Source organism: Pantoea sp. PvP021, from assembly GCF_054056055.1.
Genome location: NZ_JBSRXX010000001.1, coordinates 1,559,907 through 1,584,842, shown reverse-complemented (window position 1 = coordinate 1,584,842; position 24,936 = coordinate 1,559,907). Strand labels below are relative to the sequence as shown.

The following is a 24,936-nucleotide window of genomic DNA, read 5'->3' as shown; positions in this document are numbered from 1 at the left end:
TGCTCAGCATGGACTTCTTCAGCACACATAATATTCTGGTTCACATTCCTCTGGGTGCCGGAGGCTACGATCTCTCATGGATTGAGGCTATCGGCACGCTGGCGGGCTTACTCTGCATCTGGTTTGCCAGCCTGGAAAAAATCATCAACTATCCCTTTGGCCTGATTAACGTCACGCTGTTTGCGGTGATTTTCTTTCAGATCCAGCTCTACGCCAGCCTGCTGCTGCAGCTCTTCTTTTTTGCCGCCAATATCTACGGCTGGTACGCCTGGAGTCGGCAAACCTCCGATCATCAGGCGGCGCTGAAAATCCGCTGGCTGCCGCTGCCTAAGGCGCTGGCCTGGACGGCGGGCTGTGTGATTGCGATTGCGCTGATGACCCTCTATATCGATCCGGTGTTTGCGCTGTTAACCCGTGCGGCCGTCACGCTGATGAACGGCGTTGGCCTGTCGGTGGCGATGCCCGCGCTGCAGCCGGATGCGTTCCCGTTCTGGGACTCCTGCATGATGGTGTTGTCGATTGCGGCGATGGTGCTGATGACGCGCAAATATGTTGAGAACTGGCTGCTGTGGGTCATCATCAACGTGATTAGCGTGATGATTTTTGCCCGTCAGGGCGTCTATGCGATGTCGCTGGAGTATGTGATTCTGACGCTGATTGCGCTGAACGGCTCGCGCATGTGGATCCGCAGCGCGCGGCAACAGGGTTCCCGCGCGCTGTCGGCTCAGTGAGTGTGCGCTTCGCCTTTAGCGTGAGCATGCTCATGGTCGTGTGAATGGCTGTGATCATGGCCGGTGGCGGCAGCGCCGCTTAAGCCGAGTTCACACTCGGCACCGGCACAGGGCTGATACTCCATCTGCACGGTCGCATGCGCAATCTGATAGTGCTGGCGCAGATAGTCGTGGATACGATGCAGCAGCGCATCGTGATCGTAAGGCGGGATCACCTGCGCATGCAGCGTCAGCAGCGGCTTTTCGCCCACCTGCCACAGATGCACATGGTGAACATTGCGCACCTCTGCGATGTTCAGGGTGAGATCACGTATCAGCCGGTTCACATCCAGCGAACGCGGCGCCCCTTCCAGTAACTCCTGCAGACTCTCACGCAGCAGCGCCCAGGCGCTGCGCAGCACCAGCAGTGACACCAGCAACGACAGAATCGGATCGATTGGGGTCCAGCCGGTCAGCATAATAATCACCGCCGCGACAATCGCACCCACCGAGCCAAGCAGGTCGCCCATCACATGCAGCGCCGCGGCCCGCACGTTGAGATTCTTCTCTTCGCTGCCGTGATGCAGCAGCCAGAACGACAGAATATTGGCCAGCAGGCCGCCAATAGCAATCCCCAGCATCAGGCCGCCGGTCACCGGTTGCGGGTCGGCAAAGCGGCGCACCGCCTCCCAGACGATCAGTGCGGTAATGCCCAGCAGCGCAATGGCGTTAACAAATGCGGCCAGCGTGGTCAGACGCAGCAGGCCAAAGGTGTGGCGTGCATTGGGTTTACGGCGCGAGAACTGCACCGCCAGCAGCGCCATCAGCAGCGCTGCGGCATCGGTCAGCATATGCCCGGCGTCCGCCAGCAACGCCAGTGAACCCGAGAGCCAGCCGCCAATCACTTCAGCCACCATAAAGACAACGGTCACCCCGAAGGCGGCCGCCAGACGCGTGCGATTACTATCCTGCCCGCTATGAGTGTGGGTATGTGCCATAAGATTCCAGTTTTTTCAGTAACCTGTTTGCTAATAATATCAGTAATTGCCACGTCTCAGACGTGTCCTGATGCTGTTTTGCCTGCTCCGCCAGTTGCTGGCTGAGCTGTGCGCCATGCTCCAGCCCCACCAGTAACCAGCTTCCTTTCATCCGGTGCGCCGCTTCGGCGAACGGCATCCACGCCTCGCGCTCGCGTGCTTCGCGCATCACGGCCAGATCCTGCGTCACCGTGTTGTGCAGCGTCTGGCTCAGACGGCGGAGGAATTTCTCATTCTGCTGCGCCAGTTGCCACAGATTATCATCCAGCGCCGCCAGCGGATCTTCCTGCCACTCTGCCAGCAGCGCGCTGAGATCGGCTAACTGCACCGGTTTTATTATTACCCGCTCCCGCGCCTCCAGCGGTCGTGACAGCAGCTGGGCATCCGCGGAGCAGAGCACCCGCATCGCCTGACGCTTCCGCTGACGGTCACGCCGCCGCAATATCCGCAACAGCAGTGTGCCGTCAGGCCGCGGCATCATCTGGTCGATAAACAGCAGGTCATAAGGCTGCTGCGCATCGGCCTGCAGCAGCGCGCGTCCCTGCTCAAAGATGTCAGCCTGAATCGCAAAACGCGACAGCTGCTGCTGCATCACCAGCAGATTGGTCGGATGGTCATCGACAATCGCCACCCGCAGCGGTGGAAGGTCGGGCAGGGCGGTTTCATCCACGTGGTTTGCTGGTGCGCAGACCGCCAGTGGCAGCGTCACGGTGACCTGGGTGCCGTGACCGGGTTCAGAGGCGAGCCGGATGTCGCCGCCCATCCGCTGCACCATTTCCCGGCAGATAAACAGCCCCAGGCCGCTGCCCTGCACTGAAACCGATTTACCGGACGGTGCCTGATACCAGGGATCAAACAGCTTCTGCTGTTCCTCTGGCGGAATACCGCTGCCGCTGTCGCTCACCGTCAGAATCAGCTGTTGTTGCTGTGCGGCCAGCGTCAGGCGAATCGCGCCGTGGCGGGTAAATTTCAGCGCATTGGTCATCAGGTTGTTGACCACCTGCTGCAGGCGATCGGCATCGATCATCACGGCATCAGGCAGCGGCGTCAGCGCATCGACGATCAGATGCGGGCCGTCTTCGCGCATTAACGGGTGATAAAAGTGCTGCTGCTGATTGAGCCACTGCGCCAGCGCCAGCGGACGGGGCGCCAGGGTAAAACTGTTGCTCTCGATGCGCGCATGATCCTGCAGATCATTCAGCAACGTCAGCAGCGACTGCGCACTGCTGTGCAGCAGCGTCAGGTTCTGGCTGCTGTGCTGCTGCTTCTCCAGCTCCAGCAGTCCGAGGATCGCCTGCATCGGCGTGCGCAGCTCATGGCTGACGGTCGCCAGGAACTGGCTCTTCATCGCATTGGCGTGCTCAGCCTGTTCACGCTGCTGACGCTCCCGGCGCTGTTGCCAGTAGCGGCGCGCCAGCAGCAACAGCAGCAGCGCAATGGCCGCACCTGCCACCGCCAGCACCATCATCGGCAGCGAACGCATCACCATCACGCTGCCGGGCTGTGGCGGGGTTGACCAGCTGTCGCGCATCTGACTCTGTGTGTCAGCCGGGATCTGCTGCAGCGCGCGATCCAGCAGGGTGCGCAGCACCGGCTGGTCAGGCGTCACACCCAGCGCGATCGGCCAGGCGATGTCGCTGGCGGCAAAGGCGAGATGGATGCGCGCATCATCGCGGCTGGCGATACGCCAGCGGGCGGAGAGCACGTTATCCACCAGCGCATCGATCTGCCCCTTTGCCAGCGCGTCATAGAGGCTATTACGATCGGCAAACTGCTGCGGCTGCAGATCCGCAGGCAGCAGACGCAGCGCCAGGTCATCCTGCAACACGCCGACCCGCTTGCCGCGCAGGTCGCGCCAGTGCGCCAGCGTATCGGGCTGCAGGCTGTAGATGCCCCACAGTGCGCGCCACACCGGCAGCGAGGTGCTCTGCATCGCATCGCCGTTCAGCGGCTGCATCAGCTGCAGCATCGCCTGCTGCTTACCGATCAGCGTGTTCGCCTGACGCGGATTGCTGACCCACACCGGTTCAAACTGCAGGCCGGTGCTCTGAGCTATCGCTTTCAGCAAATCCACGCCATAGCCTCTGGCGGTCCCGCTGGCATCGCGATAACTCCAGGGATAGTTGTCCGGTTCGGCGGTGTAAGTAATACGCGGATGATCGGCAATCCAGGCGCGTTCAGTGGGGCTGAGCATCAGGGTCTGCGTATCCTGATAGCGCGGCAGGGTACTGCTCCAGCGCGCCTGCAGCGTGTTCATCAGTTCTGCTGGCAACTGACGCAGGCTCTGATTAATCCAGCTGATAAGCTCCGGATCGCGGGAGACCGCGCGCAGGTTGAGCTGTCCGGCCTCGATGTGTGAGGCGATCTGATAAATCTGGCCCTGTTGCAGCTGGCTCAGCAGAAAACCGGCGCTGGTCTCATCCGCCACCACATAATCATTCTGCTGATTCAGCAGGGTATAGAGCGCTTGCAGATCACTGCTGTAGCGTCGCCAGCTGTGGCGGGCCGCCAGCGCAGGCGGCAGTTGTGCCAGCGTGCTTTCGCTGATCGCCAGTTGGGCATTCTGGCTGTTAAACATCACGGCACGCTGGTTTTGCTGATTGCGGTAGACCCGAAGCGGGCTGCTGTACCAGTTATCGCTGCTCAGCGCGCCGGCTGGCAGGGGAGAAATCCACATGCCAAGCGCAAAATCGATCTGGCCGCTGTTCAGCGCCTGCATCAGATGCGGCTGATCGCTGTAGAGGTTGAGGCTGAACTGCGCGCCAGTCAGCTGGCGCAGGGCGGAAAGATAGTCAGCATTGATGCCATACAGGTCGTTGCCGATGCGCATCGCCCAGGGGGCGTGGTTCTCTTCCAGCAGGCCAACACGCAGAATTTTGCCCTGCATGGTTTCCGCGTGTGTCACCGGCAGCATCATCGGCAGATTGATGCTGCTCACCGGACGCACCTCAGCCAGAACGGAGCCGCACAGCAACAGCAGCATCAGCAGGAGAGTTCTCACTGCTGCGCCTTCCACAGGTCAGCCAGTTCCACCACCGAACGGGCGCCGGTTTTTTCCAGAATGTTCTTTTTATGGGTGCTGACCGTTTTATTACTGATGTGCAGCTGGGCGGCGATTTGCAGATTGGACAGGCCGCTGGCCAGCAGCGCCAGAATCTGACGCTCTTTCTGGGTCAGCGGGAGTTCCGGCTCATCATCCATCACCGGAAACGCCGTCTGACCGCCCAGCACCGCCAGGATAGCGCTAAGCAGCTGCGCCATGCGCTGGCTCTTCACCACATAACCGGCGGCACCCAGCGCCTGGGCACGACGCACATAGTGGCGGGTCTGCTGAGCAGAGTAGATCAATACCGGACAGTCGGGGCGATGGATCTTCAGGCGACGCAGGAACTCCAGCCCATCGCTATCCGGCAGGCCAATATCCAGCACGATGATGTCCAGTGGCTGCTGAAGCAGGGGACGGGCGGCTTTTTCACTGCTGGCAGAGAGGAGCTGAACCGGAATAGGCGACTGGCTCAGAGCGGCTTCAAGTGCCACTTCAACCAGCGGATGATCGTCAATCAGAAGCAAAACGGCCATGAAGGATTTCCTGTAAAATTCACAGGATTAGCATAGCGGAAGAGTGGGACAGAGGGGAGAAAAACCAGGAGAGCGTCAGCTCTCCTGGCTAAACAGAATTACTGGGTGGTGCCGTCGGTTTTGGTATCTACGTCACCGCCGCCCACTTTAGTCTGAACTTTTTTATTGATGTTCGGACATTTACCATCTTTACACTGGGCGTTCTGGTCCATTTCGTTAGCAGACATATTACCATGGCTGGTGGTGCTGCCAGACGTTGCAGGATTGGTATCGTTGCCAGTGTTATTAATTTTGCTGTTATCGACATTATTTGGCGGCAGATTCTCTTTCGCTCCGCCCGCTGCTGCACCTGCACTGGCTGCCTGATTCGATGTACCGTTATTGCTGCTGCTGTCTGCAGCCAGTACCGCACCGCTGCTCAGTGTCATTGCTGCTGTCAAAAAGAGTAAGGCAAACTTTTTCATCATTATGCTCCCGTTAATAAATGAAGATGCTTTAAGCCCAGAGGTGCAATTTCGGGTAAGAAAATCCCTGACGAAATATAATTCGCCGGTTGGCTTAAACAGGGTGATTTAATTTTGTAAGCGGGACGTTCCTCAGTGCTTACCATTAAAAAGTCTAGTCGCTAACCTGATTAATGCAAATATCACCCGCACATTTAACCCGCAGCGGGAATTTACACCCCAGGCGCTTCGGGCTACATTGGGCAGGTTGTGTCCGGCGGGCGCCGGGCCAGAAATAATATGGAATCAGTATGAATTACCAGAACGATGACTTACGCATCAAAGAGATTAAAGAGCTGTTACCTCCGGTTGCGCTGCTCGAAAAATTCCCGGCGACCGATCGTGCTGCACAGACCGTTTCACAGGCCCGTCAGGCGATTCATCAGATCCTGCAGGGCAAGGACGATCGCCTGCTGGTGGTGATCGGCCCCTGCTCAATTCATGACACTGAAGCGGCAAAAGAGTATGCCGACCGCCTGCTGGCGCTGCGTGATGAGCTGAAAGGCGAGCTGGAAGTGGTGATGCGGGTCTATTTTGAAAAGCCGCGCACCACGGTGGGCTGGAAAGGGCTGATCAACGATCCCTACATGGATAACAGCTACCAGCTCAACGACGGTCTGCGTCTGGCGCGTAAACTGCTGCTGGATATTAACGACAGCGGCTTACCGGCGGCGGGCGAGTTTCTGGATATGATTACCCCGCAATATGTGGCTGACCTGATGAGCTGGGGCGCGATTGGCGCGCGCACCACGGAATCCCAGGTACACCGTGAGCTGGCGTCCGGTCTCTCCTGTCCGGTCGGCTTCAAAAACGGCACCGATGGCACCATTAAGGTGGCGATCGATGCCATCAACGCGGCGGGATCGCCGCACTGTTTCCTGTCTGTGACGAAGTATGGTCACTCCGCCATTGTGGAAACCAGCGGCAACGGTGACTGCCATATCATTCTGCGCGGCGGCAAAGAGCCGAACTATAGTGCGCAGCATGTTGCAGAGGTCAAAGAGGGCCTGGCAAAAGCGGGTCTGCCACAGCAGGTGATGATCGATTTCAGCCACGCCAACAGCAGCAAGCAGTTCCAGCGTCAGATGGTTGTGGCAGACGATGTCTCACAGCAGCTGATTAATGGTGAGCAGGCGATTGTCGGTGTGATGATTGAGAGTCATCTGGTGGAGGGCAACCAGAGCCTGGAGAGCGGCGAGCCGCTGGTCTATGGCAAAAGCGTCACCGACGCCTGTATCGGCTGGGAAGATACCGACAAGGTGCTGCGTCAGCTGGCAGCAGCGGTTAAACAGCGCCGCGGTTGAGTGGGATAACTGACAAGGTCTGACCCGGTTCGCGTTGAGGATTGTGCCTCTGACCGTATTCCCTGCGCTTTGAGCCAATCAGTTGTTGCCTGGCTCATTGATCTCTTTATTCTGACAACGAACACAGTGCACAGCGTCCGTGCGCGCAGCCCAATAAAAAAAGGCCAGACTTTCGTCTGGCCTTTTTGCATTTCAGCGAGAAATTACTTCGCTTTACCCTGATTCGCAACGGCTGCAGCTTTCGCGGCAATCTCGTCCTGGTCGCCCAGGTAGTAGCGTTTCAGCGGTTTGAAGTTTTCATCGAACTCATAGACCAGCGGTACGCCGGTAGGGATGTTCAGTTCGAGGATTTCATCTTCGCTCAGGTTATCCAGATATTTCACCAGCGCACGCAGTGAGTTGCCGTGTGCGGCAATGATCACTTTCTCACCGCTTTTGATGCGCGGCAGAATGGTGTCGTTCCAGTAAGGGATAACGCGGTCGATGGTCAGCGCCAGGCTTTCGGTGGTTGGCAGCTGCTCTGGGGTCAGTTTCGCGTAACGCGGATCATGGCCCGGGAAGCGCTCATCTGAACGATCCAGCTCTGGCGGAGTAACGGCAAAGCCGCGACGCCACTGCTTAACCTGCTCATCACCATATTTGGCAGCGGTTTCCGCTTTATCCAGACCCTGCAGCGCACCGTAGTGACGCTCGTTCAGACGCCAGGTTTTCTCAACCGGCAGCCAGGCCTGATCCAGCTCATCCAGCACATTCCACAGCGTGTGAATGGCACGCTTCAGTACTGAGGTGTAAGCGAAATCGAAAACAAAGCCCTCTTTTTTCAGCAGCTGACCTGCTGATTTGGCTTCGCCACGACCTTTCTCAGAAAGGTCAACATCATACCAACCGGTAAAGCGGTTTTCGTTGTTCCACTGGCTTTCGCCGTGTCGCACCAGAACCAGCTTAGTTACAGCCATAGCTTAACTCCTTAATACTGTGATGTTTCTGTGAGATTGGAAACCTGCTGCTGCCCGCCTGACACGCGAGCTGATTGCGCCATACCATAACGGAAAAGCGGGCAGCGCGTAAGCCTGTGTGTGACGCACTGCGCGTTTTTCAGCCGGAGGCTCAGCGTGGCGTGAAGCGATAACGCGTCACGGATTCCCAGCGATCTCCCGGCTGCAGCCAGCAATCAGGCTGAGGCCATTCATCATGATTAGGCGAATCCGGTAAAAATTCGCTCTCCAGCGCAATACCCTGAAATGCAGTATAGCTCGCCTGTTCACGGGCACGGGTGCCCGCCAGGTAGTTGCCGGAGTAGAACTGCAACGCCGGTGCCGAAGTGGTCACGCTGAGCTGCAGTCTGCCATCTTCCGACCAGAGTTCTGCCGCAGGCTGAGTGTCGTCGCCTGCGCTGTTGAGCAGAAACGCATGGTCATAGCCCTTCACCGCTCGCTGGTCGTCGTCTGCCAGAAACTCCTGTGCCACGACTTTGGCCTCGCGGAAATCAAAACTGGTTCCGACAACCTCTTTCAGCGGCGCATTCGGGATGCCTTCGCTGTCGACCGGCAGATAATGGTCGGCGTGCAGTTGTAAGCGATGCTGGCGGGCGTCGCCATGATGCGCATCAAGGTTAAAGTAGGCGTGGTTAGTCAGATTGACCGGGCAGGGCTGATCGCAGCGCGCTTCATAGCTAATGCTCAGGCAGTTCTGGTCATCCAGCTGATAGCGCAGATCGGCAATCAGATTGCCGGGATAGCCCTGATCGCCATCGGGCGAATCAATGCGGTAGTGCACCTCGCTGTCAGACTGGCTGACAATCTGCCAGCGGCGCTTATCAAAGCCTTCCGGTCCGCCATGCAGCTGATGTGCGCCCTGGTTCGGCACCAGCTGGCGGTTCAGTTTATTCAGTTTTGCCCCGGCGATGCGGTTAGCGTAGCGGCCGACCGTCGCGCCCAGATAGGCATCCTGATGCAGATAGTCAGAGGGCGTGGTGCAGCCGAGCAGCGCTTCACGCACCGTGCCATCCTGCATCGGCACGCGGGCGGAGAGCCAGGTCGCGCCCCAGTCCATAAAGGTTGCCAGCATGCCGTTGGCATTGCGCAGCACCGTTATGCGCCACGGCTGACCGTCGGGCGCATGGGAGTTGACGTCGTTCAGCATTGGCCAGCTCCTTCAGAGGCTTTGCAGACGTAGAAGGTCTCTTTGATGCCGGTTGCTGCTTCATACTGCTCCGCTACGGCGGCTTTGACCTGATCGACCAGATCCAGTGGCATCAGCGCGACGATACAGCCACCAAAGCCGCCGCCGGTCATACGCACGCCGCCGCGCTCACCGATCTGCGCTTTCACGATCTCTACCAGGGTATCGATCGGTGGCACGGTGATCTCGAAGTCGTCACGCATCGAGGCGTGAGATTCGGCCATCAGCTGGCCCATACGGGTCAGGTCGCCCTGCGTCAGCGCATCGGCTGCTTCCAGGGTGCGGGCGTTCTCGGTCAGAACGTGACGCACGCGTTTTGCCACCTGCGGGTCGAGCTGCGCCTGTGCCGCTTCAAACTCGACCAGTTCAACGTCACGCAGTGCCTTCTTATTGAAGAAACGCGCGCCCGCTTCACACTGCTCACGACGCGTGTTGTATTCGCTGCCAACCAGGGTACGACGGAAGTTGGAGTTGATGATCACCACCGCGATATCTTCCGGCATCGACACCGGACGCGTGCCCAGCGTGCGGCAGTCGAGCAGCATGGCGTGATCTTTCCGGCCCAGCGCGGAGATCAACTGGTCCATGATGCCGCAGTTACAGCCGACGAACTGGTTTTCCGCTTCCTGACCATTCACGGCAATGGCGGCGCCATCCAGCGGCAGATTATAGAGCTGCTGCACCACGGTGCCGACCGCCACTTCCAGCGACGCAGATGAGCTGAGGCCCGCGCCCTGAGGCACGTTGCCGCTGATCACCATATCGATACCGCCGAAATCGGCATGTCGCTGCTGCAGATGTTTCACCACGCCGCGCACATAGTTGGCCCACATCGGTTCCTGCAGGCTGACGATCTCTTCATCGAGAGAGAATGTGTCCTGCGCATTTTCATAATCCGCCGCGACCACCCGAATCTGGCGATCGTCACGGCGGGCACAGGCAATCACCGTCTGGTAATCGATGGCGCACGGCAGCACGAAGCCGTCGTTATAGTCGGTATGCTCGCCAATCAGGTTAACGCGGCCCGGTGCCTGAATGGTATGCGTAGCGGCGTAACCGAAGGTGTCAGAGAAAAGCTGCTGCGTGATGGTTTTTAAGCTCATTGTTGTGCCTCACGGAAGTGAACGTCGCTGACAGAACGCAGACGTTCCGCCGCCTGTTCCGCCGTTAAATCGCGTTGGGTTTCGGCCAGCATTTCATAGCCAACCATAAATTTACGCACCGTTGCTGAGCGCAGCAGCGGCGGATAGAAGTGAGCATGCAACTGCCAGTGATCGTTGGCTTCGCCGTTAAACGGCGCGCCATGCCAGCCCATGGAGTAGGGGAATGAGCACTGGAACAGGTTGTCGTAGCGGCTGGTCAGCAGCTTCAGCGCCAGCGCCAGGTCGGTACGCTGCGCCTCATTGAGGTCGGTAATTCGTTTGACGTGCGCTTTCGGCAGCAGCAGGGTTTCAAACGGCCAGGCGGCCCACCACGGCACCACCGCCAGCCAGTGATCGGTTTCCACCACGGTGCGGCTGCCATCCTGCTGTTCGCGAGCCAGATAATCGACCAGCATCGGCGAGCCATGTTTAGCGAAATAGTCGCGCTGATGATCATCTTCACGCTGCGCTTCATTCGGCAGGAAGCTGTTGGCCCAGATCTGACCATGGGGATGCGGGTTGGAGCAGCCCATAGCCGCGCCTTTGTTCTCAAACACCTGCACCCACGGATAGTGCTGACCCAGATCGGCGGTCTCTGCCTGCCAGGTACGCACCACCTCTTCCAGTGCGTTCAGCGACATCTCTGGCAGGGTTTTGCTGTGATCGGGCGAGAAGCAGATGACCCGACTGGTGCCGCGTGCGCTTTCACAACGCATCAGGATATCGTCGCTCTCGGGCGCGTCTGGCGTGTCGGTCATCAGCGCAGCAAAGTCATTGGTAAAGACGTAGGTGCCCGAATAGTCCGGGTTTTTGTCGCCGGTGATGCGGGTGTTTCCGGCACACAGGAAGCAGTCCGGATCGTGCGCCGGTAACGTATTGACCGCCGGGGTTTCCTGCGCGCCTTGCCACGGACGTTTGGCCCGATGAGGTGAAACTAAAATCCATTGATCAATCAGTGGATTGTAACGGCGATGCGGGTGATCGACCGGGTTGAATTTTTCCATGTTAGATCCTGGTAAGCGTCAAAAGCCAAAGAGGCATTGGTAAAAAGTAGCACATCAGCGCGCCCGAAAGCGTGATCAAGTCTGGATAAATGGTATCGTTTACACAAGCTGAATATTCTTATTTCGTGGCATTGTGTGCGGATGTATAGCGTGAAAGGTGATAGGGAATGGTAGCGCTTACACAAGGGCGCTTTAAAACGCCGCAGCAGCGGCGTGGGGTGACGCGTTACATGAGCCTTAGTGCAGGGTTTCCTGCTGATAGTGATAGCCGCCGTCATGGGCGATAAAGCTCAGGCGATGTGTAATGCAGGCGGGCGCATCTTCCGCGTGATGCGAAACAAACAGCAGCTGAGTCCGTCCCTCGCCAATCAGCACATCGACAAAGCGCCGCACCAGCTGGCGGTTAATCGGGTCGAGCCCCTGTAGTGGCTCATCCAGTATCAGCAGCGTCGGATGCTTAACCAGCGCGCGGGCAATCAGCACCAGCCGCTGCTGTCCCCATGAGAGCGAGTGGAACGGCGCATCGGCCTGTCCGTTATCCATCCCCAGCAGTGCCAGCCACTGCTGCGCCAGCGCTTTTTGCCGGTCAGAAGCCGCCTGATAGAGACCAATAGAGTCGAAGAAGCCCGACAGGATCACCGTGCGCACATTGGTGCTGACGCGGTAATCGAGATGCAGGCTGCTGCTGACATAGCCAATATGCTGCTTGATATCCCAGATGGTTTCACCACTGCCGCGACGGCGGCCAAACAGGGTTAAATCATTGCTGTAGCCCTGAGGATGATCGCCGGTCACCAGGCTGAGCAGGGTCGATTTTCCGGCGCCGTTCGGGCCGGTAATCTGCCAGTGCTCGCCGGCGTTGACCTGCCAGTTCAGCCCCTGAATTACTGGCTTATCGTTATACGAGACGGTGCCGTTGCGCAGGATAACGCGCGGCGCATCATCCGCCAGCGATGGCAGCTGATCCGGCGCATCCGCCTCAGGTAACGCCATTCCCATCAGCTGTTCACTGTGTGCCAACTGCGCCACCAGCGCTTCCGTTAAAATGGCCTGGCGTGGCCCGCTGTGGGTGAGGGTGCACTCCGCCAGCACGCCAACCTGCTGAATGAAATCGGGAATATCGTCAAAGCGATTGAGCACCAGCACCAGGGTAAATGTCGGTTGCTGCAGGCCGCGCAGCGTGTCGGTCAGGCTGGCGCGCGACGCCACATCCAGCCCGTCAAACGGTTCATCCAGAATCAGCAAATCGGGCTGGTTCATCAATGCCTGACAGAGCAGTGTTTTGCGGGTTTCGCCGGTAGAGAGATATTTGAAGCGGCGTGAAAGCAGCGCTTCGATGCCGAACTGCTGTGCCAGCTGCTCGCAGCGCTCGGGCTGCTGCACCTCCGCCTGAATCACCTCTGCCACGGTCAGGCCGGTATCCTCTTCACCTTCGCTGAGCATATCGGTGTTGTTGCGCTGCCACTCCTGCGCCACCAGGGTTTGTAGCTGCTCCAGCGACAGCCGGACCGGCCGTCTGAAGTCGCTGCTGACTGAACCGGCCAGCGGCGGCAGTTCTCCAGAGAGTGCGCGCGCCAGTGATGATTTGCCGCTGCCGTTGGCTCCGACAAACGCCCAGCTTTCGCCGCGCTGCAGTTCCACCTGATTCAGGCTCAGTATCCGGGTATCGCTAAGACGAAATGTGCCTTGCGAAATGTGCAATGAAGCCATGTTCTGTTCCATTTTTTGCATCGTGTCACTGAGTTGTAACCATTGCCCGTAATGAAGTCAAATCAACGGCTAGAGCAGGGTGGCGACGATGGCGTGTTCCGCATTGAAACTGGCGATCACGGCGTCGCCGGGCTGCAGCCTAAGTTGCTGCAGCTGATCTTTGCTCAGGGTCGCGCACAGGGTTTCGCCGCTGGCGAGCTTCATCAGCACTTCACTCATCTGCTCGCCGGGTTCGATGGCACTGACCGTCGCTGCCAGCTGATTGTCATCCTGTGCGGCGTCACGACTGATGCGGATCCACGGCGCCTTGATCAGCACCAGCACCTCTTTACCGGCGGCCAGTTGCAGGCGATCGGCGCTGCGCTGGGTCAGCGCCACATTAAGCTGCGTGACGCCATCGGCCAGTTGAATCAGCAGATGCTGGACCACCTGCTGCGCATCGTTACTGACGACAGTGCCAAACAGCTGGTTACGGGCGCTGGTCTGCAGAGAGAAACGGGCGATGGCCGCCAGCAGACTGTCGAGCGGTAACGTATCCTGCTGCAGCGCATCAAAGGCTTTCTGCTGGATCTGCTCCATCAGTTGGAACAGCTGAATCAGGCGTTCACCGTAGCGGGTGAGCGTTGCACCGCCGCCGCCTTTGCCACCGGTGGCCCGCTCCACCAGCGTTTCATCCGCCATCTGGTTCATCTCATTAATCGCATCCCAGGCACTTTTGTAGCTGATACCGGCCAGCTTCGCACCCTGACTGATCGACCCGGTCTGCTGTACGCGTTTCAGCAGCTCAATACGTCGCGGATCGGCAAACAGTTTCTGTTGTAAACGGATATGAAGGGACAGTTCGGCTTCCATGACAGCTCCGGCAAAGGGTTAAGGCGAAGGCCGATGATAGCGGCGTTTTGTGACCAAAGTAAAAGCACGAAAAGGGCTGCGCAAAATTTTGCTGACCCGTTACAATCTCTTTTTTGTTAGCAGAGTGAGACTCTCCATGCTGGAATTACTTAAAAGCCTCGCCGTTGCCATACTGATGGTGCCTGTCGTGATGGCGCTGATGCTGGGCATGATTTATGGCCTGGGTGAAGTGTTTAACGTCATCTCTAAAATTGGTCATCGCGAAAAATCCTCAGCCCGTTCGCACAATTAATTGCTGCCACGCCCGCCATCTGCGCGGGCGTGGTCGTTTTTATCTCTCCTGATTTAACCTTTTGTTCCCCCTGCCGATAATTTACTGAACCTCACTGACATTGCGCTATATTATCCGCTACACAACGAATAGCCGGAGAAAATCATGTCATTTAAACACTATCGCTGGGGCGTCGCGGCCCTGATCACCGTTTCGCTGGCCGGGCAGGCTGTGGCCGCCGACAACATCACTGTGTTTGCTGCGGCTTCACTGACCAACGCGATGCAGGATATTGCCAGCCGTTACAAGCAGGAAAAGGGGGTGACGGTGGTCTCTTCGTTTGCCTCCTCTTCAACGCTGGCGCGCCAGATTGAGCAGGGTGCTCCTGCCGATCTCTTTATCTCTGCCGATCAGCAGTGGATGGATGATGCGGTGGCGAAAAAAAGTGTGATTATCAGTAGCCGCTATACCCTGCTGGGCAACGATCTGGTATTGATTGCGCCACGCAGTGCCGCCGCGAAAGCGGTGACGCTGGACCCGCAGACTGACTGGAAAACCTTGCTGCACGGTGAGCGTCTGGCAGTCGGCGATCCGGACCACGTTCCTGCGGGCATCTACGCCAAAGAAGCGCTGCAAAAGCTGGGTGCCTGGGAAGGCGTTGCGCCTTCGTTAGCGCCAGCCAATAATGTGCGGGCAGCGCTGGCGCTGGTCGAGCGTAATGAAACGCCCTATGGCATTGTCTACGGGTCCGACGCGGTCGCCAGCGACAAAGTGCAGGTCGTCGGGCATTTTCCGGCAACCAGCCATAAACCCGTAGAATATCCGATGGCGATCGTGAACGATCACGACAACGCTGCCGTTAAAGCGTTTTATGATTATCTGAAAGGGCCTCAGGCCGTGGCTATCTTTAAACATTACGGATTCACACCGACGAAATGATACTCAGCGATCCCGAATGGCAGGCGGTACTGCTTAGCCTTAAAGTCTCTGGCATAGCCGTGATAGGCAGTCTGCCGTTTGGCATCCTGCTGGCCTGGATTCTGGTGCGCTGCCGTTTTCCTGGTAAAGCGCTGCTCGACAGCCTGATTCACCTGCCGCTGGTGCTGCCACCGGTGGTGGTGGGTTATCTGCTGCTGATTAGCCTTGGGCGGCGCGGCATCATAGGCGAAAAGCTTTATGACTGGTTCGGCTTCAGCTTTGCTTTCAGCTGGCGGGGTGCCGCACTGGCCTCTGCTGTGATCGCTTTTCCATTGATGGTGCGCGCCATCCGGCTGGCGCTGGAGGCGGTGGATTGCCGGCTGGAGCAGGCGGCGCGCACGCTGGGCGCCGGACGCTGGCGGGTCTTTTTCACCATTACGCTCCCGCTGACGTTGCCAGGCGTGATCGTCGGTACGGTGCTGGCGTTTGCCCGATCGCTGGGCGAGTTCGGCGCCACCATCACCTTTGTGTCCAATATTCCCGGCGAGACGCGCACGCTGCCGCTGGCGATGTTTACCCTGATAGAGACACCGGGTGCGGAAGGGGCGGCGGCACGGCTCTGCGTCATCGCGATCGTGCTGGCGCTGGCGTCACTGCTGGCGTCGGAATGGCTGGCACGTGCAGGCCGTAAGCGGATGGGAAACTGATGCTATCACTCAACATTATGCAGCAGCAGGGCGATCACGTGCTGGAGGTCGACCTGCAGATCCCGGCCAAAGGGATCACCGCTATTTTCGGCGTGTCAGGTGCCGGAAAAACCTCCCTGATCAACGCGATCAGCGGGCTGACCCAGCCGCAGCGGGGACGGATCCAGCTGCACGATCGCCTGCTGTTTGATGCAGAGCAGAAGATTGCGCTGCCGCCGGAAAAACGGCGTATCGGTTATGTATTCCAGGATGCGCGGCTGTTCCCGCACTATCGGGTTCGTGGCAACCTGCAATATGGTATGGCACCTAAGATGAAAGCGCAGTTCGACAGTCTGGTCTCTCTGCTGGGTCTGGAGGCGCTGCTGCCGCGCTTTCCGCTATCGCTGTCGGGCGGGGAAAAGCAGCGGGTCGCGATTGGCCGTGCGCTGCTGACCGCACCGGATATGCTGCTGCTGGATGAGCCGCTGGCGTCACTGGATCTACCACGCAAACGTGAACTGATGCCCTATCTGCAAAAGCTGGCGAAGCAGGTTGATATTCCGATGCTCTACGTTTCGCACAGTCTGGAGGAGATCCTGCAGCTGGCTGATAACGTGCTGGTGCTGGATGCGGGCAAGGTCAAAGCTTTTGGTCCGCTGGAGCGGGTCTGGAGCAGCAGCGCGATGCGGCCCTGGCTGCCGGTGAGTGAATTGACCAGCGTGCTGCGGGTGCAGGTGCTGGAACAGCATCCCGACTATCCGATGACCGCGCTGTCGCTGGGCGATCAGCACATCTGGGTCAGCCGGGTGAATCAGCCGGTTAAAACTCCGCTGCGTATTCGCATTGCCTCGGCCGATGTCTCGCTGGCGCTGCAACCGCCGCAACACAGCTCGATCCGCAACATTTTACCGGCACAGGTGGTGGAATTGCTGGAGGTCGGGGACCAGGTTGAGGTAAAGCTGCGCATCGGCATCAGCGAACTCTGGGCGCGCATCACGCCGTGGGCGCGGGATGAGCTGGGCATCCGGCCGGATCAGTGGCTTTATGCCCAGATCAAAAGCGTCTCGGTGACGCCCTGATTACAACACGTACTGATAGAGGGTATCGGCAATACCGGTTTCAAGGTTGGTGCCGATCACCATTTTCGCCCGCGCTTTGATCGCCTCATCGGCATTACCCATCGCCACGCCCAGTCCGGCCGTTTCCAGCATGCTGAGATCGTTATAGTTATCACCGAACGCGATCACATCGGACATACTCAGCCCCAGTGATTCAACCCACTGCGCCAGTCGTTTGCCTTTGCTGTTGCCGCCTTTGGCGATATCCACCTGATCGTGCCACGACCATTCGCAGGCCAGTCCCAGTTCCGCTTCCACCCTGGTGGCGAACTGCTGCAGTTCCGGAATGTTGTTGTGCGACAGGGCAAACTTCCAGATCGAACCGGCGTCGCGTGCCGCCTGGGCTAAGTCGGGCACCTGGCGGAACAGTGGACGCTGGTGGGCGGGCAGCGATTCGGCCCACTTCAGGGTGCGCATCACGTGGCCGGTCGGGGTCTGATAGAGCATCGCATCATCCACGTAGAGCAACCCGTGAATCTGCTGCTGATTCAGCATCTCAATCACCTGCAACGCCAGCTGCGGGTCGAGGGGATCGGACGCCAGCACCTTTTTCGCCTGGTAATCATACAAATAGGTGCCATTACAGCAGATTGCGGGTGTATCCAGCTGTAACGCCTGATAAAAAGGGTGGATAGCGCAGTGATGGCGTCCGGTCACGATAGCGACATGAACGCCCGCCTGGCGTGCCTGATTTAGCGCTTCGATTGACTGCGGCAGAATCGTTTTGGCTGGGGTCAGCAGCGTGCCGTCGAGGTCGAGGGCAATTACACGGTAGTTCATTAATCCTCTCGTTTTTCCTGGTTTGCAGGTGCTGAAGTCTACACCTCACCACGGCCTGGAGACAAAAAACAGGGCACAAATGATCCCAGCGCAGGGCAATAAAACAGGCTACAGTGATTCACAGATCATGATCAGGCAGCAAAAAAGGAGAATGCATGAAACAAGTTGTCTACACCGCCAGTCCCGAGAGCCAGCAGATCCACGTCTGGCAGATGAATGATGAGGGCGGGCTGACGTTGCTTCAGGTGACCGATGTCGCCGGCCAGGTTCAGCCGATGGTGGTGAGTCCGAACCGCGATTTTCTCTATGTCGGTGTGCGTCCCAATTTCCGCGTGCTGGCGTTTCGCATTGCCGCCGATGGCACGCTGACCGAAGCGGGTCAGGCGCCGTTGCCCGGCAGTCCGACTCACATTTCCACCGATCGCCAGGGCAGGTTCCTGTTCTGCGGCTCCTACAATGATGCCTGCGTCAGCGTCAGCCCGATTGGCGATGACGGCATTCCGCAGGCCCCGCTGCAGGTGATCAGCGGACTGGATGGTTGTCACTCGGCCAACATCGATAATGACAACAAGACGCTCTACGTGCCGGCTCTGAAGCAGGATCGTATCTGTCTGTTTACGCTGGGCGAAGATGGTCAGCTGACGCCGCGTAAACAGACGCAGGTCACGACGGTAGAAGGCGCTGGCCCGCGTCATATGCAGTTCCATCCGGGCGGCCAGTATGCTTACTGCGTGAATGAGCTCGACAGCACGGTTGAGGTGTGGGCATTAAATACGGGCGAAGGCGAAGCAGAAAGCGTTCAGACGCTGGATATGATGCCGCCTGACTTCAGCGGTACGCGCTGGGCAGCCGATATTCATCTGACGCCGGATGGCCGTTTCCTCTATGCCTGCGATCGCACCAGCAGCACGCTGGCAGTCTTCAGCGTCAGCGACCTGGGCGATGAGCTGACCCTGGAAGGGTTCCAGCCGACGGAAACGCAGCCGCGCGGATTTAACATCGATCACAGCGGACGCTATCTGGTAGCGGCGGGACAGAAATCTCATCACATCGAAGTTTATGCGATTACCGAACCGAAAGGGCTGTTAAAGCCGCTGGGACGTTATGCGGTGGGGCAGGGCCCGATGTGGGTTGTGATTCATCAGTTACAGGCGTAACCCGCTACGAAAAACGCCTCTCCTGTCAGGGAGAGGTATGAGATAGTTGACGAAGTCTGCCGCAGCCCAGCTGTGAGATCGAGCAGACACAGGGAACGGCGTCAGATCGGAAAGACGCAAAAACCGCCATCCATGGCACGCTCTGCCCCCGCGATTACGCACCTCATCCCTGAGGTGCGCCCGTAGCCGGGCCAACGCTTTGCGTTGTTCAAAAACGCTCCCGGCGTTTTTGTCCCTGGGCGTGGGACGCTTTCCTCTTCTGACGCCGTTCCCTGCGTTTTGAGCTAATACGTTGCTGCCAGGTCACCCAGCCTTGGGTTTGCCAGTAGTCTGGCGTGATGAATTACTGATAATTCACGGTCAGCGAGGCGCTCGCCAGTGCGTGGAAATGTACATTAAAGCCGACCATTGCGCCACTGGCGCCTTCATCTACTTCAATCGTCTCCACATCCAGCGCATGCACGGTGAAAATGTAGCGATGGGTTTCGCCCTGTGGCGGCGCCGCGCCACCGTAGCCCGCCTGACCGAAATCGGTACGGGTCTGGATTGCGCCTGCTGGCAGTGACGCTTTGCCGGAACCGGCACCCTGCGGCAGTGACGTCGTGCTGGCCGGAATATTCGCTACCACCCAGTGCCACCAGCCGGAACCGGTCGGGGCATCAGGATCGTAGCAGGTCACTACAAAACTTTTGGTGCCTTCCGGTACCGCTTCCCAGGCAAGATGGGGAGAGATATTCTCGCCCTGATAACCCATGCCGTTGAAAACATGTTTTTCAGGCATCTTCTCGCCGTCATTAAAATCCTGACTAAAAACGCGCATCACATCTCCTTAATTGTCGATGAATAGCCTGTCATCATAACTAAAAGTGTCGCCAGTGCCAGCGGTCAGCCCGCTTCAGGCGGCAAAATGTTGAGAATGCTCCAGCGCGCCGCCAATCGCCTGCACCAGCCTGCTCAGCGCCTGCGGCGTGATGATGTAGGGTGGCATCAGGTAGATCAGCCGGCCAAAAGGCCGGATCCAGACGCCCTGTTCAACAAAGAACTGCTGCAGCGCCGCCATATTAACCGCCTGATGGGTTTCCACTACGCCAATCGCGCCCAGCACGCGCACATCGGCCACCTGCGGTGAACTGCGCAGCGGCAGTAGCTCAGCCCGTAACTGCTGTTCGATCGCCGCCACCTGGCGCTGCCAGTGACCTTCCGCCAGCATGGTCAGGCTCTCCGCCGCGACCGCGCAGGCCAGCGGATTGCCCATAAAGGTCGGGCCATGCATAAAGCAGCCCGCCGCGCTGCGACTGATGGTGTCCGCGACCTCGCGGGTAGTCAGAGTCGCCGCCAGCGTCATCATGCCACCGGTCAGCGCTTTGCCGACGCAGAGAATATCCGGGGTAATGCCCGCATGCTCGCAGGCGAAGAGTTTGCCGGTACGGCCAAACCCGGTGGCGATCTCATCTGCAATCAATAGCACGCCATAGCGATCACAGGCTTCCCGTACCTGCTGCAGATAGCGCGGATGGTAGAAACGCATGCCGCCCGCACCCTGCACAATTGGCTCCAGAATCACCGCTGCCAGTTGCCGGTGATGCTGTTCTATCAGCCTGGCGAAATCATCGAAATCAGGCTGGTGCCATTCATCATCAAAGCCGCAGGCCGGGGCCGCCGCAAAGTGATGCTCGGGCAGATAGCCGCGCCACAGGCTGTGCATCGAGTTCTCGGGATCGCACACCGACATCGCTGCAAAGGTATCGCCGTGATAGCCGCGTTTCAGCGTCAGGAACTGCTGACGCGTCTCGCCACGCCCCAGCCAGTACTGCAGCGCCATCTTCATCGACACTTCCACCGCCACCGAGCCTGAATCGGCCAGGAAGACGCACTCCAGCGCCTCAGGCGTCATCGCCACCAGCTGACGGCAGAGCGCCACCGCCGCAGGATGGGTAATGCCGCCAAACATCACGTGCGACATCTGTGTGACCTGCTCTGTCAGCGCCCGGTTCAGGCGCGGATGGTTGTAACCGTGGATCGCCGCCCACCACGAGGACATCCCATCCACCAGCTCACGGCCATCGGCCAGTTGCAGCTGAAAACCCTGTGCGGCGACCACCGGGTAGCAGGGCAGCGGATCCTGCATCGAGGTGTAGGGATGCCAGATATGCTGGCGGTCAAAGCGGGCATCGTCTGAGGAGAAAACGGGGATAGTCATCGGAGTTGTAAACCAAAATAAAAAAATATAGTTTACAAGTATAACCCTGCTTTTCGTCGGGATGACACCCTTTTTGGAGTAAGTAATGGCTCAACGCTGGACAATTGCACAGGCGCAAGCGCTGTTTGATCAACCTTTTCTTGAACTGATGTTTAAAGCGCAGCAGGTGCATCGGCAGCACTTCGATCCGCGCCAGGTGCAGGTCAGTACCCTGCTGTCGATTAAAACCGGCGCCTGTCCGGAAGATTGTAAATACTGCCCACAGAGCGCGCGCTACAAGACCGGCCTGGAGTCGGAGCGGCTGATGGAAGTGGAAGAGGTGCTGACCTCAGCGCGTCAGGCCAAAGCCGCCGGTTCAACCCGTTTCTGCATGGGTGCCGCGTGGAAAAATCCGCACGAGCGCGATATGCCCTATCTGGAGAAGATGGTGGAAGGCGTGAAGGCGATGGGAATGGAAACCTGCATGACGCTGGGCACGCTCAGCGACCACCAGGCGCAGCGACTGGCGGGCGCGGGTCTCGATTTCTACAACCATAACCTCGACACCTCACCGGAATTCTACGGCTCCATCATCACCACCCGCAGCTATCAGGAACGTCTGGATACGCTGGGCAAAGTGCGCGACGCCGGCATCAAAGTCTGTTCGGGTGGCATTGTCGGCCTGGGCGAAACCGTTAACGACCGCGCCGGTCTGCTGGTGCAGTTAGCCAACCTGCCAACGCCGCCGGAGAGTGTACCGATCAATATGCTGGTGAAGGTCAAAGGCACGCCGTTGGCGGATAACGATGATGTGGAACCGTTCGATTTTATCCGCACCATCGCGGTGGCGCGCATCATGATGCCGACCTCTCATGTGCGCCTCTCAGCGGGCCGTGAGCAGATGAGCGAGCAGACCCAGGCGATGTGCTTTATGGCCGGGGCGAACTCGATTTTCTACGGCTGCAAACTGCTGACCACGCCGAATCCGGAAGAGGATAAAGACCGCGTGCTGTTCCGCAAGCTGGGTCTTAACCCGGAGCATACTCACACGCAGCACGGCGATCAGCAGCAGGAGCAGCAACTCAGCGAGCAGCTATTCCATGCCGACACTGAACAGTTCTACAACGCGGCGCTGTAATGGGCTGGCAGCAACGTATCCGTCAGGCGCTGACGCAGCGCCGGGCGGCCGATGGCTGGCGGCAGCGACGGGTGATCGATCAGCAATCGACCCGCACGCTGCACAGCGGCGGCCGCAGCTATCTCCACTTCTCCAGCAATGATTATCTCGGCTTAACCCAGCATCCGGCGGTGATTGCGGGCTGGCAACAGGGCGCGGCGCAGGCGGGCGCAGGTGCCGGTGCTTCAGGGCATGTCACCGGTTATCACCGTCAGCACGCCGATCTTGAGGCGCAGCTGGCCGACTGGCTCGGCTACGACCGTGCGCTGCTGTTTATCTCTGGCTTTGCGGCCAATCAGGCGGTCATTCATCTGCTGGGCGAGAAAAACGATCGCATCCTGGCCGATAAACTCAGCCACGCCTCGCTGCTCGACGCCGCCAGCCATAGTCCGGCACAGCTACGACGTTTCCATCACAACGCGCCGGAGAGCCTGGCAGCCCGGCTCGCCTCTCCCTGTGAGGGCGAAACGCTGGTGGTGACGGAAGGTATTTTCAGCATGGATGGCGACAGTGCGCCGCTGGCCGCCCTGGCGCAACAGACGCGCCAGGCAGAGGGCTGGCTGCTGGTGGATGATGCGCACGGCATTGGCGTGGTGGGTGAGCAGGGGCGCGGCAGCTGCTGGCAGCAGGGCGTTAAACCGGAACTGCTGGTGGTCACCTTTGGTAAAGCCTTTGGCGTCAGCGGTGCCGCGCTGCTGTGCGACGCAGCCACCGCCGACTATTTCCTGCAGTTCAGCCGACATCTGATCTACTCCACCGCGATGCCCGCGGCGCAGGCGAGCGCGCTGCAGGCGGCGCTGCGTGAAGTTCAGCAGGGCGATGCCCTGCGGCAGCAACTGCAGCAGAACATTGGCCATTTCCGGCGCGGTGCGGCCTCGCTGCCGTGGCAACTGATGGACTCCGGCAGCGCGATTCAGCCGCTGCTGGTGGGCGAAAATGGTGATGCGATGGCGCTCTCCCAGCGGCTGGCTGAGGCGGGCTGCTGGGTCAGCGCGATCCGGCCACCGACCGTGCCGCCGGGGACGGCCCGGCTGCGCATCACCCTGACCGCGGCTCATCGCCCCGAGGATATTGACCGGTTACTGGAGGCGCTGCATGACGCTGCGGGTTGACAAACAGGCGGTGGCACGCGCCTTTGGCCGGGCGGCCAGCCATTACGATGCCCATGCTGCGCTGCAACGCCTCAGCGGCGATGCCCTGCTTGCACTGGCGCCCGCACAGAGCGGTCTGCAGCTGCTGGATGCCGGTTGCGGCACCGGCTGGTACAGCAGGCTGTGGCGCGAACGTGGCAAACAGGTGACGGCGCTGGATCTCTCTCCGCAGATGCTGCAACAGGCGCGGGACAATGACGCGGCGCAGCACTATCTGGCCGGTGATATCGACGCGCTGCCGCTGGCGGATAACACGATTGACCTGGTGTGGAGCAACCTGGCGGTGCAGTGGAGCGAGGATCTGCCCGGCGCGCTGAGCCAGTTCCGGCGGGTGCTGCGGCCCGATGGCACGCTGCTGTTTTCCACTCTGGGCGACGGTTCGCTGCAGGAGGTTCATGAAGCCTGGTCCCATCTGGATGCGCTGCCTCACGCCAACCGCTTTCTCAGCGAGCCACAGATTGCGGCGGCTTGCCACGCAGAGCACCTGCGCTGTACCTCAGAGGTGGTGACCCTGCATTTTCCCGATGCGCTCAGCGCCATGCGCTCCCTGAAGGGGATTGGCGCGACCCATCTGCACCAGGGGCGTGACGGGCAGGTATTAACCCGACAACGGCTCAACCAGTTAGAGGCGCACTGGCCGCGCGATCGGCACGGCTATCGCCTGAGTTACCATTTAATCTATGGAGTAAGTGCATCATGAAACGCCTGTTTATCACTGGCACCGACACCGAGGTCGGTAAAACCGTGGCCAGCGGCGGGCTGCTGCAGGCGGCCGCCGCAGCGGGCTATCGCTGTGCGGGCTATAAGCCGGTTGCCTCAGGCTGTGAGATGACACCAGAGGGCATCCGTAACAGCGATGCGCTGGCGCTGCAGCGCTACAGCAGCGTGCCGTTAACCTATCAGCAGGTCAATCCGCTGGCGTTTCTTGAGCCGACATCGCCGCACATCGTCAGCGCCGAAGAGGGCAGGCCGATTACCCATCTGGCGCTGTCGGCGGGTCTGGCGGCGCTGCAACCGCTGGCTGACTGGATTCTGGTAGAGGGCGCGGGCGGCTGGTACACCCCATTGTCGGAGACGCACACTTATGCGGACTGGGTGGTCAGCGAAAAGCTGCCCGTGATTCTGGTGGTGGGGATTAAGCTCGGCTGCATCAATCACGCCATGCTCACCGCTGACGCGGTGCGGGCAAGCGGCCTGCCGCTGGTGGGCTGGATCGCCAACACCGTCGAACCACCGGGTAAACGCTATCAGGAGTATCTCACCAGCCTGAAAAACAGGTTACCTGCGCCCTGTCTGGGCACCATCCCGTTTCTCACCGATGCGGCGCAGCAGGCGTCCTGTGGTCACTACCTGACGCTGCCCGAGTAACCGCCTGGCCTGGCTATTTTATTTGTCGTGCTGAATCCGGGCAGTGCTCACCATTTTCGCGCGCTGTGTACACGCTCCGGTGGTTCTGCGCGCTCCGTCTCCAGCCTGC

Annotated in this window: 24 protein-coding genes; 11 read left to right on the top strand and 13 right to left on the bottom strand. The window is 59.2% G+C overall.

Features of this window, described 5'->3' with window-relative positions; genetic code table 11:
- Positions 1–8: 8 nt before the first annotated feature.
- A complete protein-coding gene (pnuC, locus tag ACVKSX_RS07300; RefSeq protein WP_033785474.1) occupies positions 9–731 on the top strand; it encodes a nicotinamide riboside transporter PnuC in 723 nt (240 codons plus the stop codon).
- Here pnuC and zitB read toward each other — a convergent pair.
- The 4 genes from zitB to ACVKSX_RS07280 form a co-directional block, all read right to left on the bottom strand.
- On the bottom strand, positions 725–1,708 hold the full coding sequence (gene zitB / locus ACVKSX_RS07295; RefSeq protein WP_124889785.1) for a CDF family zinc transporter ZitB: 984 nt from the start codon (positions 1,706–1,708) through the stop codon (positions 725–727). The two genes, pnuC and zitB, sit on opposite strands and share 7 nt — an antisense overlap.
- The gene (locus ACVKSX_RS07290; RefSeq protein WP_354438559.1) at positions 1,686–4,730 is read right to left on the bottom strand and encodes a hybrid sensor histidine kinase/response regulator; all 3,045 of its coding nucleotides are present in this window, start codon (positions 4,728–4,730) and stop codon (positions 1,686–1,688) included. The genes zitB and ACVKSX_RS07290 overlap by 23 nt, the downstream gene beginning before the upstream one ends.
- Before the next feature lie 14 nt (positions 4,731–4,744).
- Complete coding sequence (locus ACVKSX_RS07285; RefSeq protein WP_033756983.1) at positions 4,745–5,326, bottom strand: response regulator transcription factor; 582 nt, start codon at positions 5,324–5,326, stop codon at positions 4,745–4,747.
- Between the two features lie 98 nt (positions 5,327–5,424).
- Positions 5,425–5,793: a YbgS-like family protein gene (locus tag ACVKSX_RS07280; RefSeq protein WP_022626030.1), complete on the bottom strand. Its 369-nt coding sequence runs from the start codon at positions 5,791–5,793 to the stop codon at positions 5,425–5,427.
- A gap of 287 nt (positions 5,794–6,080) precedes the next feature.
- On the opposite strand from ACVKSX_RS07280, the gene aroG reads away from it, so the two are divergent.
- On the top strand, positions 6,081–7,133 hold the full coding sequence (aroG, locus tag ACVKSX_RS07275; RefSeq protein ID WP_010669658.1) for a 3-deoxy-7-phosphoheptulonate synthase AroG: 1,053 nt from the start codon (positions 6,081–6,083) through the stop codon (positions 7,131–7,133).
- Positions 7,134–7,336: 203 nt separating this feature from the next.
- On the opposite strand, the gene gpmA is transcribed toward aroG, so the two are convergent.
- From gpmA to modE, 6 genes are all read right to left on the bottom strand, one after another.
- Positions 7,337–8,089 carry a 2,3-diphosphoglycerate-dependent phosphoglycerate mutase gene (gene gpmA, locus ACVKSX_RS07270; RefSeq protein WP_003851893.1) on the bottom strand — a complete coding sequence of 251 codons (753 nt, stop codon included), beginning with the start codon at positions 8,087–8,089 and terminating at the stop codon, positions 7,337–7,339.
- 151 nt (positions 8,090–8,240) lie between these two features.
- Entirely contained in the window at positions 8,241–9,275 is a 1,035-nt protein-coding gene (galM, locus tag ACVKSX_RS07265) for a galactose-1-epimerase (protein WP_163799244.1), read from the bottom strand.
- A complete protein-coding gene (galK, locus tag ACVKSX_RS07260; RefSeq protein WP_033771167.1) occupies positions 9,269–10,417 on the bottom strand; it encodes a galactokinase in 1,149 nt (382 codons plus the stop codon). The genes galM and galK overlap by 7 nt, the downstream gene beginning before the upstream one ends.
- Positions 10,414–11,460, bottom strand: coding sequence for a galactose-1-phosphate uridylyltransferase (galT, locus tag ACVKSX_RS07255; RefSeq protein ID WP_022626027.1), 1,047 nt, complete (start codon positions 11,458–11,460; stop codon positions 10,414–10,416). The genes galK and galT overlap by 4 nt, the downstream gene beginning before the upstream one ends.
- Before the next feature lie 237 nt (positions 11,461–11,697).
- Positions 11,698–13,170 carry a molybdate ABC transporter ATP-binding protein ModF gene (gene modF / locus ACVKSX_RS07250; RefSeq protein WP_157351717.1) on the bottom strand — a complete coding sequence of 491 codons (1,473 nt, stop codon included), beginning with the start codon at positions 13,168–13,170 and terminating at the stop codon, positions 11,698–11,700.
- Positions 13,171–13,239: 69 nt separating this feature from the next.
- Positions 13,240–14,022, bottom strand: a complete 783-nt coding sequence (gene modE / locus ACVKSX_RS07245; RefSeq protein ID WP_354438509.1) for a molybdenum-dependent transcriptional regulator — start codon at positions 14,020–14,022, stop codon at positions 13,240–13,242.
- Positions 14,023–14,158: 136 nt separating this feature from the next.
- Between modE and ACVKSX_RS07240 the strand changes: the two genes are divergently transcribed.
- From ACVKSX_RS07240 to modC, 4 genes are all read left to right on the top strand, one after another.
- Entirely contained in the window at positions 14,159–14,314 is a 156-nt protein-coding gene (locus ACVKSX_RS07240; RefSeq protein ID WP_010260183.1) for an AcrZ family multidrug efflux pump-associated protein, read from the top strand.
- Between the two features lie 144 nt (positions 14,315–14,458).
- Complete coding sequence (gene modA, locus ACVKSX_RS07235) at positions 14,459–15,232, top strand: molybdate ABC transporter substrate-binding protein (protein ID WP_354438508.1); 774 nt, start codon at positions 14,459–14,461, stop codon at positions 15,230–15,232.
- Positions 15,229–15,918 (top strand): molybdate ABC transporter permease subunit, encoded by a 690-nt coding sequence (gene modB, locus ACVKSX_RS07230; protein ID WP_284672373.1) that lies wholly within the window; start codon positions 15,229–15,231, stop codon positions 15,916–15,918. Before modA ends, modB begins: the two co-directional genes overlap by 4 nt.
- On the top strand, positions 15,918–16,976 hold the full coding sequence (modC, locus tag ACVKSX_RS07225; protein ID WP_033785481.1) for a molybdenum ABC transporter ATP-binding protein ModC: 1,059 nt from the start codon (positions 15,918–15,920) through the stop codon (positions 16,974–16,976). Before modB ends, modC begins: the two co-directional genes overlap by 1 nt.
- Here the strand turns inward: modC and ACVKSX_RS07220 are convergent, their stop codons facing one another.
- Positions 16,977–17,795 carry a pyridoxal phosphatase gene (locus ACVKSX_RS07220; protein ID WP_010260198.1) on the bottom strand — a complete coding sequence of 273 codons (819 nt, stop codon included), beginning with the start codon at positions 17,793–17,795 and terminating at the stop codon, positions 16,977–16,979.
- Between the two features lie 155 nt (positions 17,796–17,950).
- Here ACVKSX_RS07220 and pgl point away from each other — a divergent pair, with 155 nt between their 5' ends.
- Entirely contained in the window at positions 17,951–18,952 is a 1,002-nt protein-coding gene (gene pgl / locus ACVKSX_RS07215; RefSeq protein ID WP_010669667.1) for a 6-phosphogluconolactonase, read from the top strand.
- Positions 18,953–19,295: 343 nt separating this feature from the next.
- On the opposite strand, the gene ACVKSX_RS07210 is transcribed toward pgl, so the two are convergent.
- Both ACVKSX_RS07210 and bioA read right to left on the bottom strand, forming a co-directional pair.
- The gene (locus tag ACVKSX_RS07210) at positions 19,296–19,772 is read right to left on the bottom strand and encodes a kinase inhibitor (protein WP_008925045.1); all 477 of its coding nucleotides are present in this window, start codon (positions 19,770–19,772) and stop codon (positions 19,296–19,298) included.
- Positions 19,773–19,847: 75 nt separating this feature from the next.
- Positions 19,848–21,152, bottom strand: coding sequence for an adenosylmethionine--8-amino-7-oxononanoate transaminase (bioA, locus tag ACVKSX_RS07205; protein WP_061704217.1), 1,305 nt, complete (start codon positions 21,150–21,152; stop codon positions 19,848–19,850).
- An 85-nt stretch (positions 21,153–21,237) separates the two neighbouring features.
- Between bioA and bioB the strand changes: the two genes are divergently transcribed.
- The 4 genes from bioB to bioD are packed head-to-tail and all read left to right on the top strand — an operon-like array spanning position 21,238 to position 24,827.
- Positions 21,238–22,269, top strand: coding sequence for a biotin synthase BioB (gene bioB, locus ACVKSX_RS07200; protein ID WP_022626019.1), 1,032 nt, complete (start codon positions 21,238–21,240; stop codon positions 22,267–22,269).
- Positions 22,269–23,420, top strand: coding sequence for an 8-amino-7-oxononanoate synthase (gene bioF / locus ACVKSX_RS07195; protein WP_033771178.1), 1,152 nt, complete (start codon positions 22,269–22,271; stop codon positions 23,418–23,420). Before bioB ends, bioF begins: the two co-directional genes overlap by 1 nt.
- Positions 23,404–24,159 (top strand): malonyl-ACP O-methyltransferase BioC, encoded by a 756-nt coding sequence (bioC, locus tag ACVKSX_RS07190; protein WP_031593835.1) that lies wholly within the window; start codon positions 23,404–23,406, stop codon positions 24,157–24,159. The genes bioF and bioC overlap by 17 nt, the downstream gene beginning before the upstream one ends.
- Complete coding sequence (gene bioD, locus ACVKSX_RS07185) at positions 24,156–24,827, top strand: dethiobiotin synthase (protein WP_010260220.1); 672 nt, start codon at positions 24,156–24,158, stop codon at positions 24,825–24,827. The genes bioC and bioD overlap by 4 nt, the downstream gene beginning before the upstream one ends.
- Positions 24,828–24,936: the final 109 nt, after the last annotated feature.

Bases quoted from the DNA above. Each gene is read 5' to 3' on its own strand.
- pnuC (WP_033785474.1), top strand. From the start codon at position 9: ATGGACTTCTTCAGCACACATAATATTCTGGTTCACATTCCTCTGGGT.
- zitB (WP_124889785.1), bottom strand. From the start codon at position 1,708: ATGGCACATACCCACACTCATAGCGGGCAGGATAGTAATCGCACGCGT.
- ACVKSX_RS07290 (WP_354438559.1), bottom strand. From the start codon at position 4,730: ATGCTGCTGTTGCTGTGCGGCTCCGTTCTGGCTGAGGTGCGTCCGGTG.
- ACVKSX_RS07285 (WP_033756983.1), bottom strand. From the start codon at position 5,326: ATGGCCGTTTTGCTTCTGATTGACGATCATCCGCTGGTTGAAGTGGCA.
- ACVKSX_RS07280 (WP_022626030.1), bottom strand. From the start codon at position 5,793: ATGATGAAAAAGTTTGCCTTACTCTTTTTGACAGCAGCAATGACACTG.
- aroG (WP_010669658.1), top strand. From the start codon at position 6,081: ATGAATTACCAGAACGATGACTTACGCATCAAAGAGATTAAAGAGCTG.
- gpmA (WP_003851893.1), bottom strand. From the start codon at position 8,089: ATGGCTGTAACTAAGCTGGTTCTGGTGCGACACGGCGAAAGCCAGTGG.
- galM (WP_163799244.1), bottom strand. From the start codon at position 9,275: ATGCTGAACGACGTCAACTCCCATGCGCCCGACGGTCAGCCGTGGCGC.
- galK (WP_033771167.1), bottom strand. From the start codon at position 10,417: ATGAGCTTAAAAACCATCACGCAGCAGCTTTTCTCTGACACCTTCGGT.
- galT (WP_022626027.1), bottom strand. From the start codon at position 11,460: ATGGAAAAATTCAACCCGGTCGATCACCCGCATCGCCGTTACAATCCA.
- modF (WP_157351717.1), bottom strand. From the start codon at position 13,170: ATGGCTTCATTGCACATTTCGCAAGGCACATTTCGTCTTAGCGATACC.
- modE (WP_354438509.1), bottom strand. From the start codon at position 14,022: ATGGAAGCCGAACTGTCCCTTCATATCCGTTTACAACAGAAACTGTTT.
- ACVKSX_RS07240 (WP_010260183.1), top strand. From the start codon at position 14,159: ATGCTGGAATTACTTAAAAGCCTCGCCGTTGCCATACTGATGGTGCCT.
- modA (WP_354438508.1), top strand. From the start codon at position 14,459: ATGTCATTTAAACACTATCGCTGGGGCGTCGCGGCCCTGATCACCGTT.
- modB (WP_284672373.1), top strand. From the start codon at position 15,229: ATGATACTCAGCGATCCCGAATGGCAGGCGGTACTGCTTAGCCTTAAA.
- modC (WP_033785481.1), top strand. From the start codon at position 15,918: ATGCTATCACTCAACATTATGCAGCAGCAGGGCGATCACGTGCTGGAG.
- ACVKSX_RS07220 (WP_010260198.1), bottom strand. From the start codon at position 17,795: ATGAACTACCGTGTAATTGCCCTCGACCTCGACGGCACGCTGCTGACC.
- pgl (WP_010669667.1), top strand. From the start codon at position 17,951: ATGAAACAAGTTGTCTACACCGCCAGTCCCGAGAGCCAGCAGATCCAC.
- ACVKSX_RS07210 (WP_008925045.1), bottom strand. From the start codon at position 19,772: ATGCGCGTTTTTAGTCAGGATTTTAATGACGGCGAGAAGATGCCTGAA.
- bioA (WP_061704217.1), bottom strand. From the start codon at position 21,152: ATGACTATCCCCGTTTTCTCCTCAGACGATGCCCGCTTTGACCGCCAG.
- bioB (WP_022626019.1), top strand. From the start codon at position 21,238: ATGGCTCAACGCTGGACAATTGCACAGGCGCAAGCGCTGTTTGATCAA.
- bioF (WP_033771178.1), top strand. From the start codon at position 22,269: ATGGGCTGGCAGCAACGTATCCGTCAGGCGCTGACGCAGCGCCGGGCG.
- bioC (WP_031593835.1), top strand. From the start codon at position 23,404: ATGACGCTGCGGGTTGACAAACAGGCGGTGGCACGCGCCTTTGGCCGG.
- bioD (WP_010260220.1), top strand. From the start codon at position 24,156: ATGAAACGCCTGTTTATCACTGGCACCGACACCGAGGTCGGTAAAACC.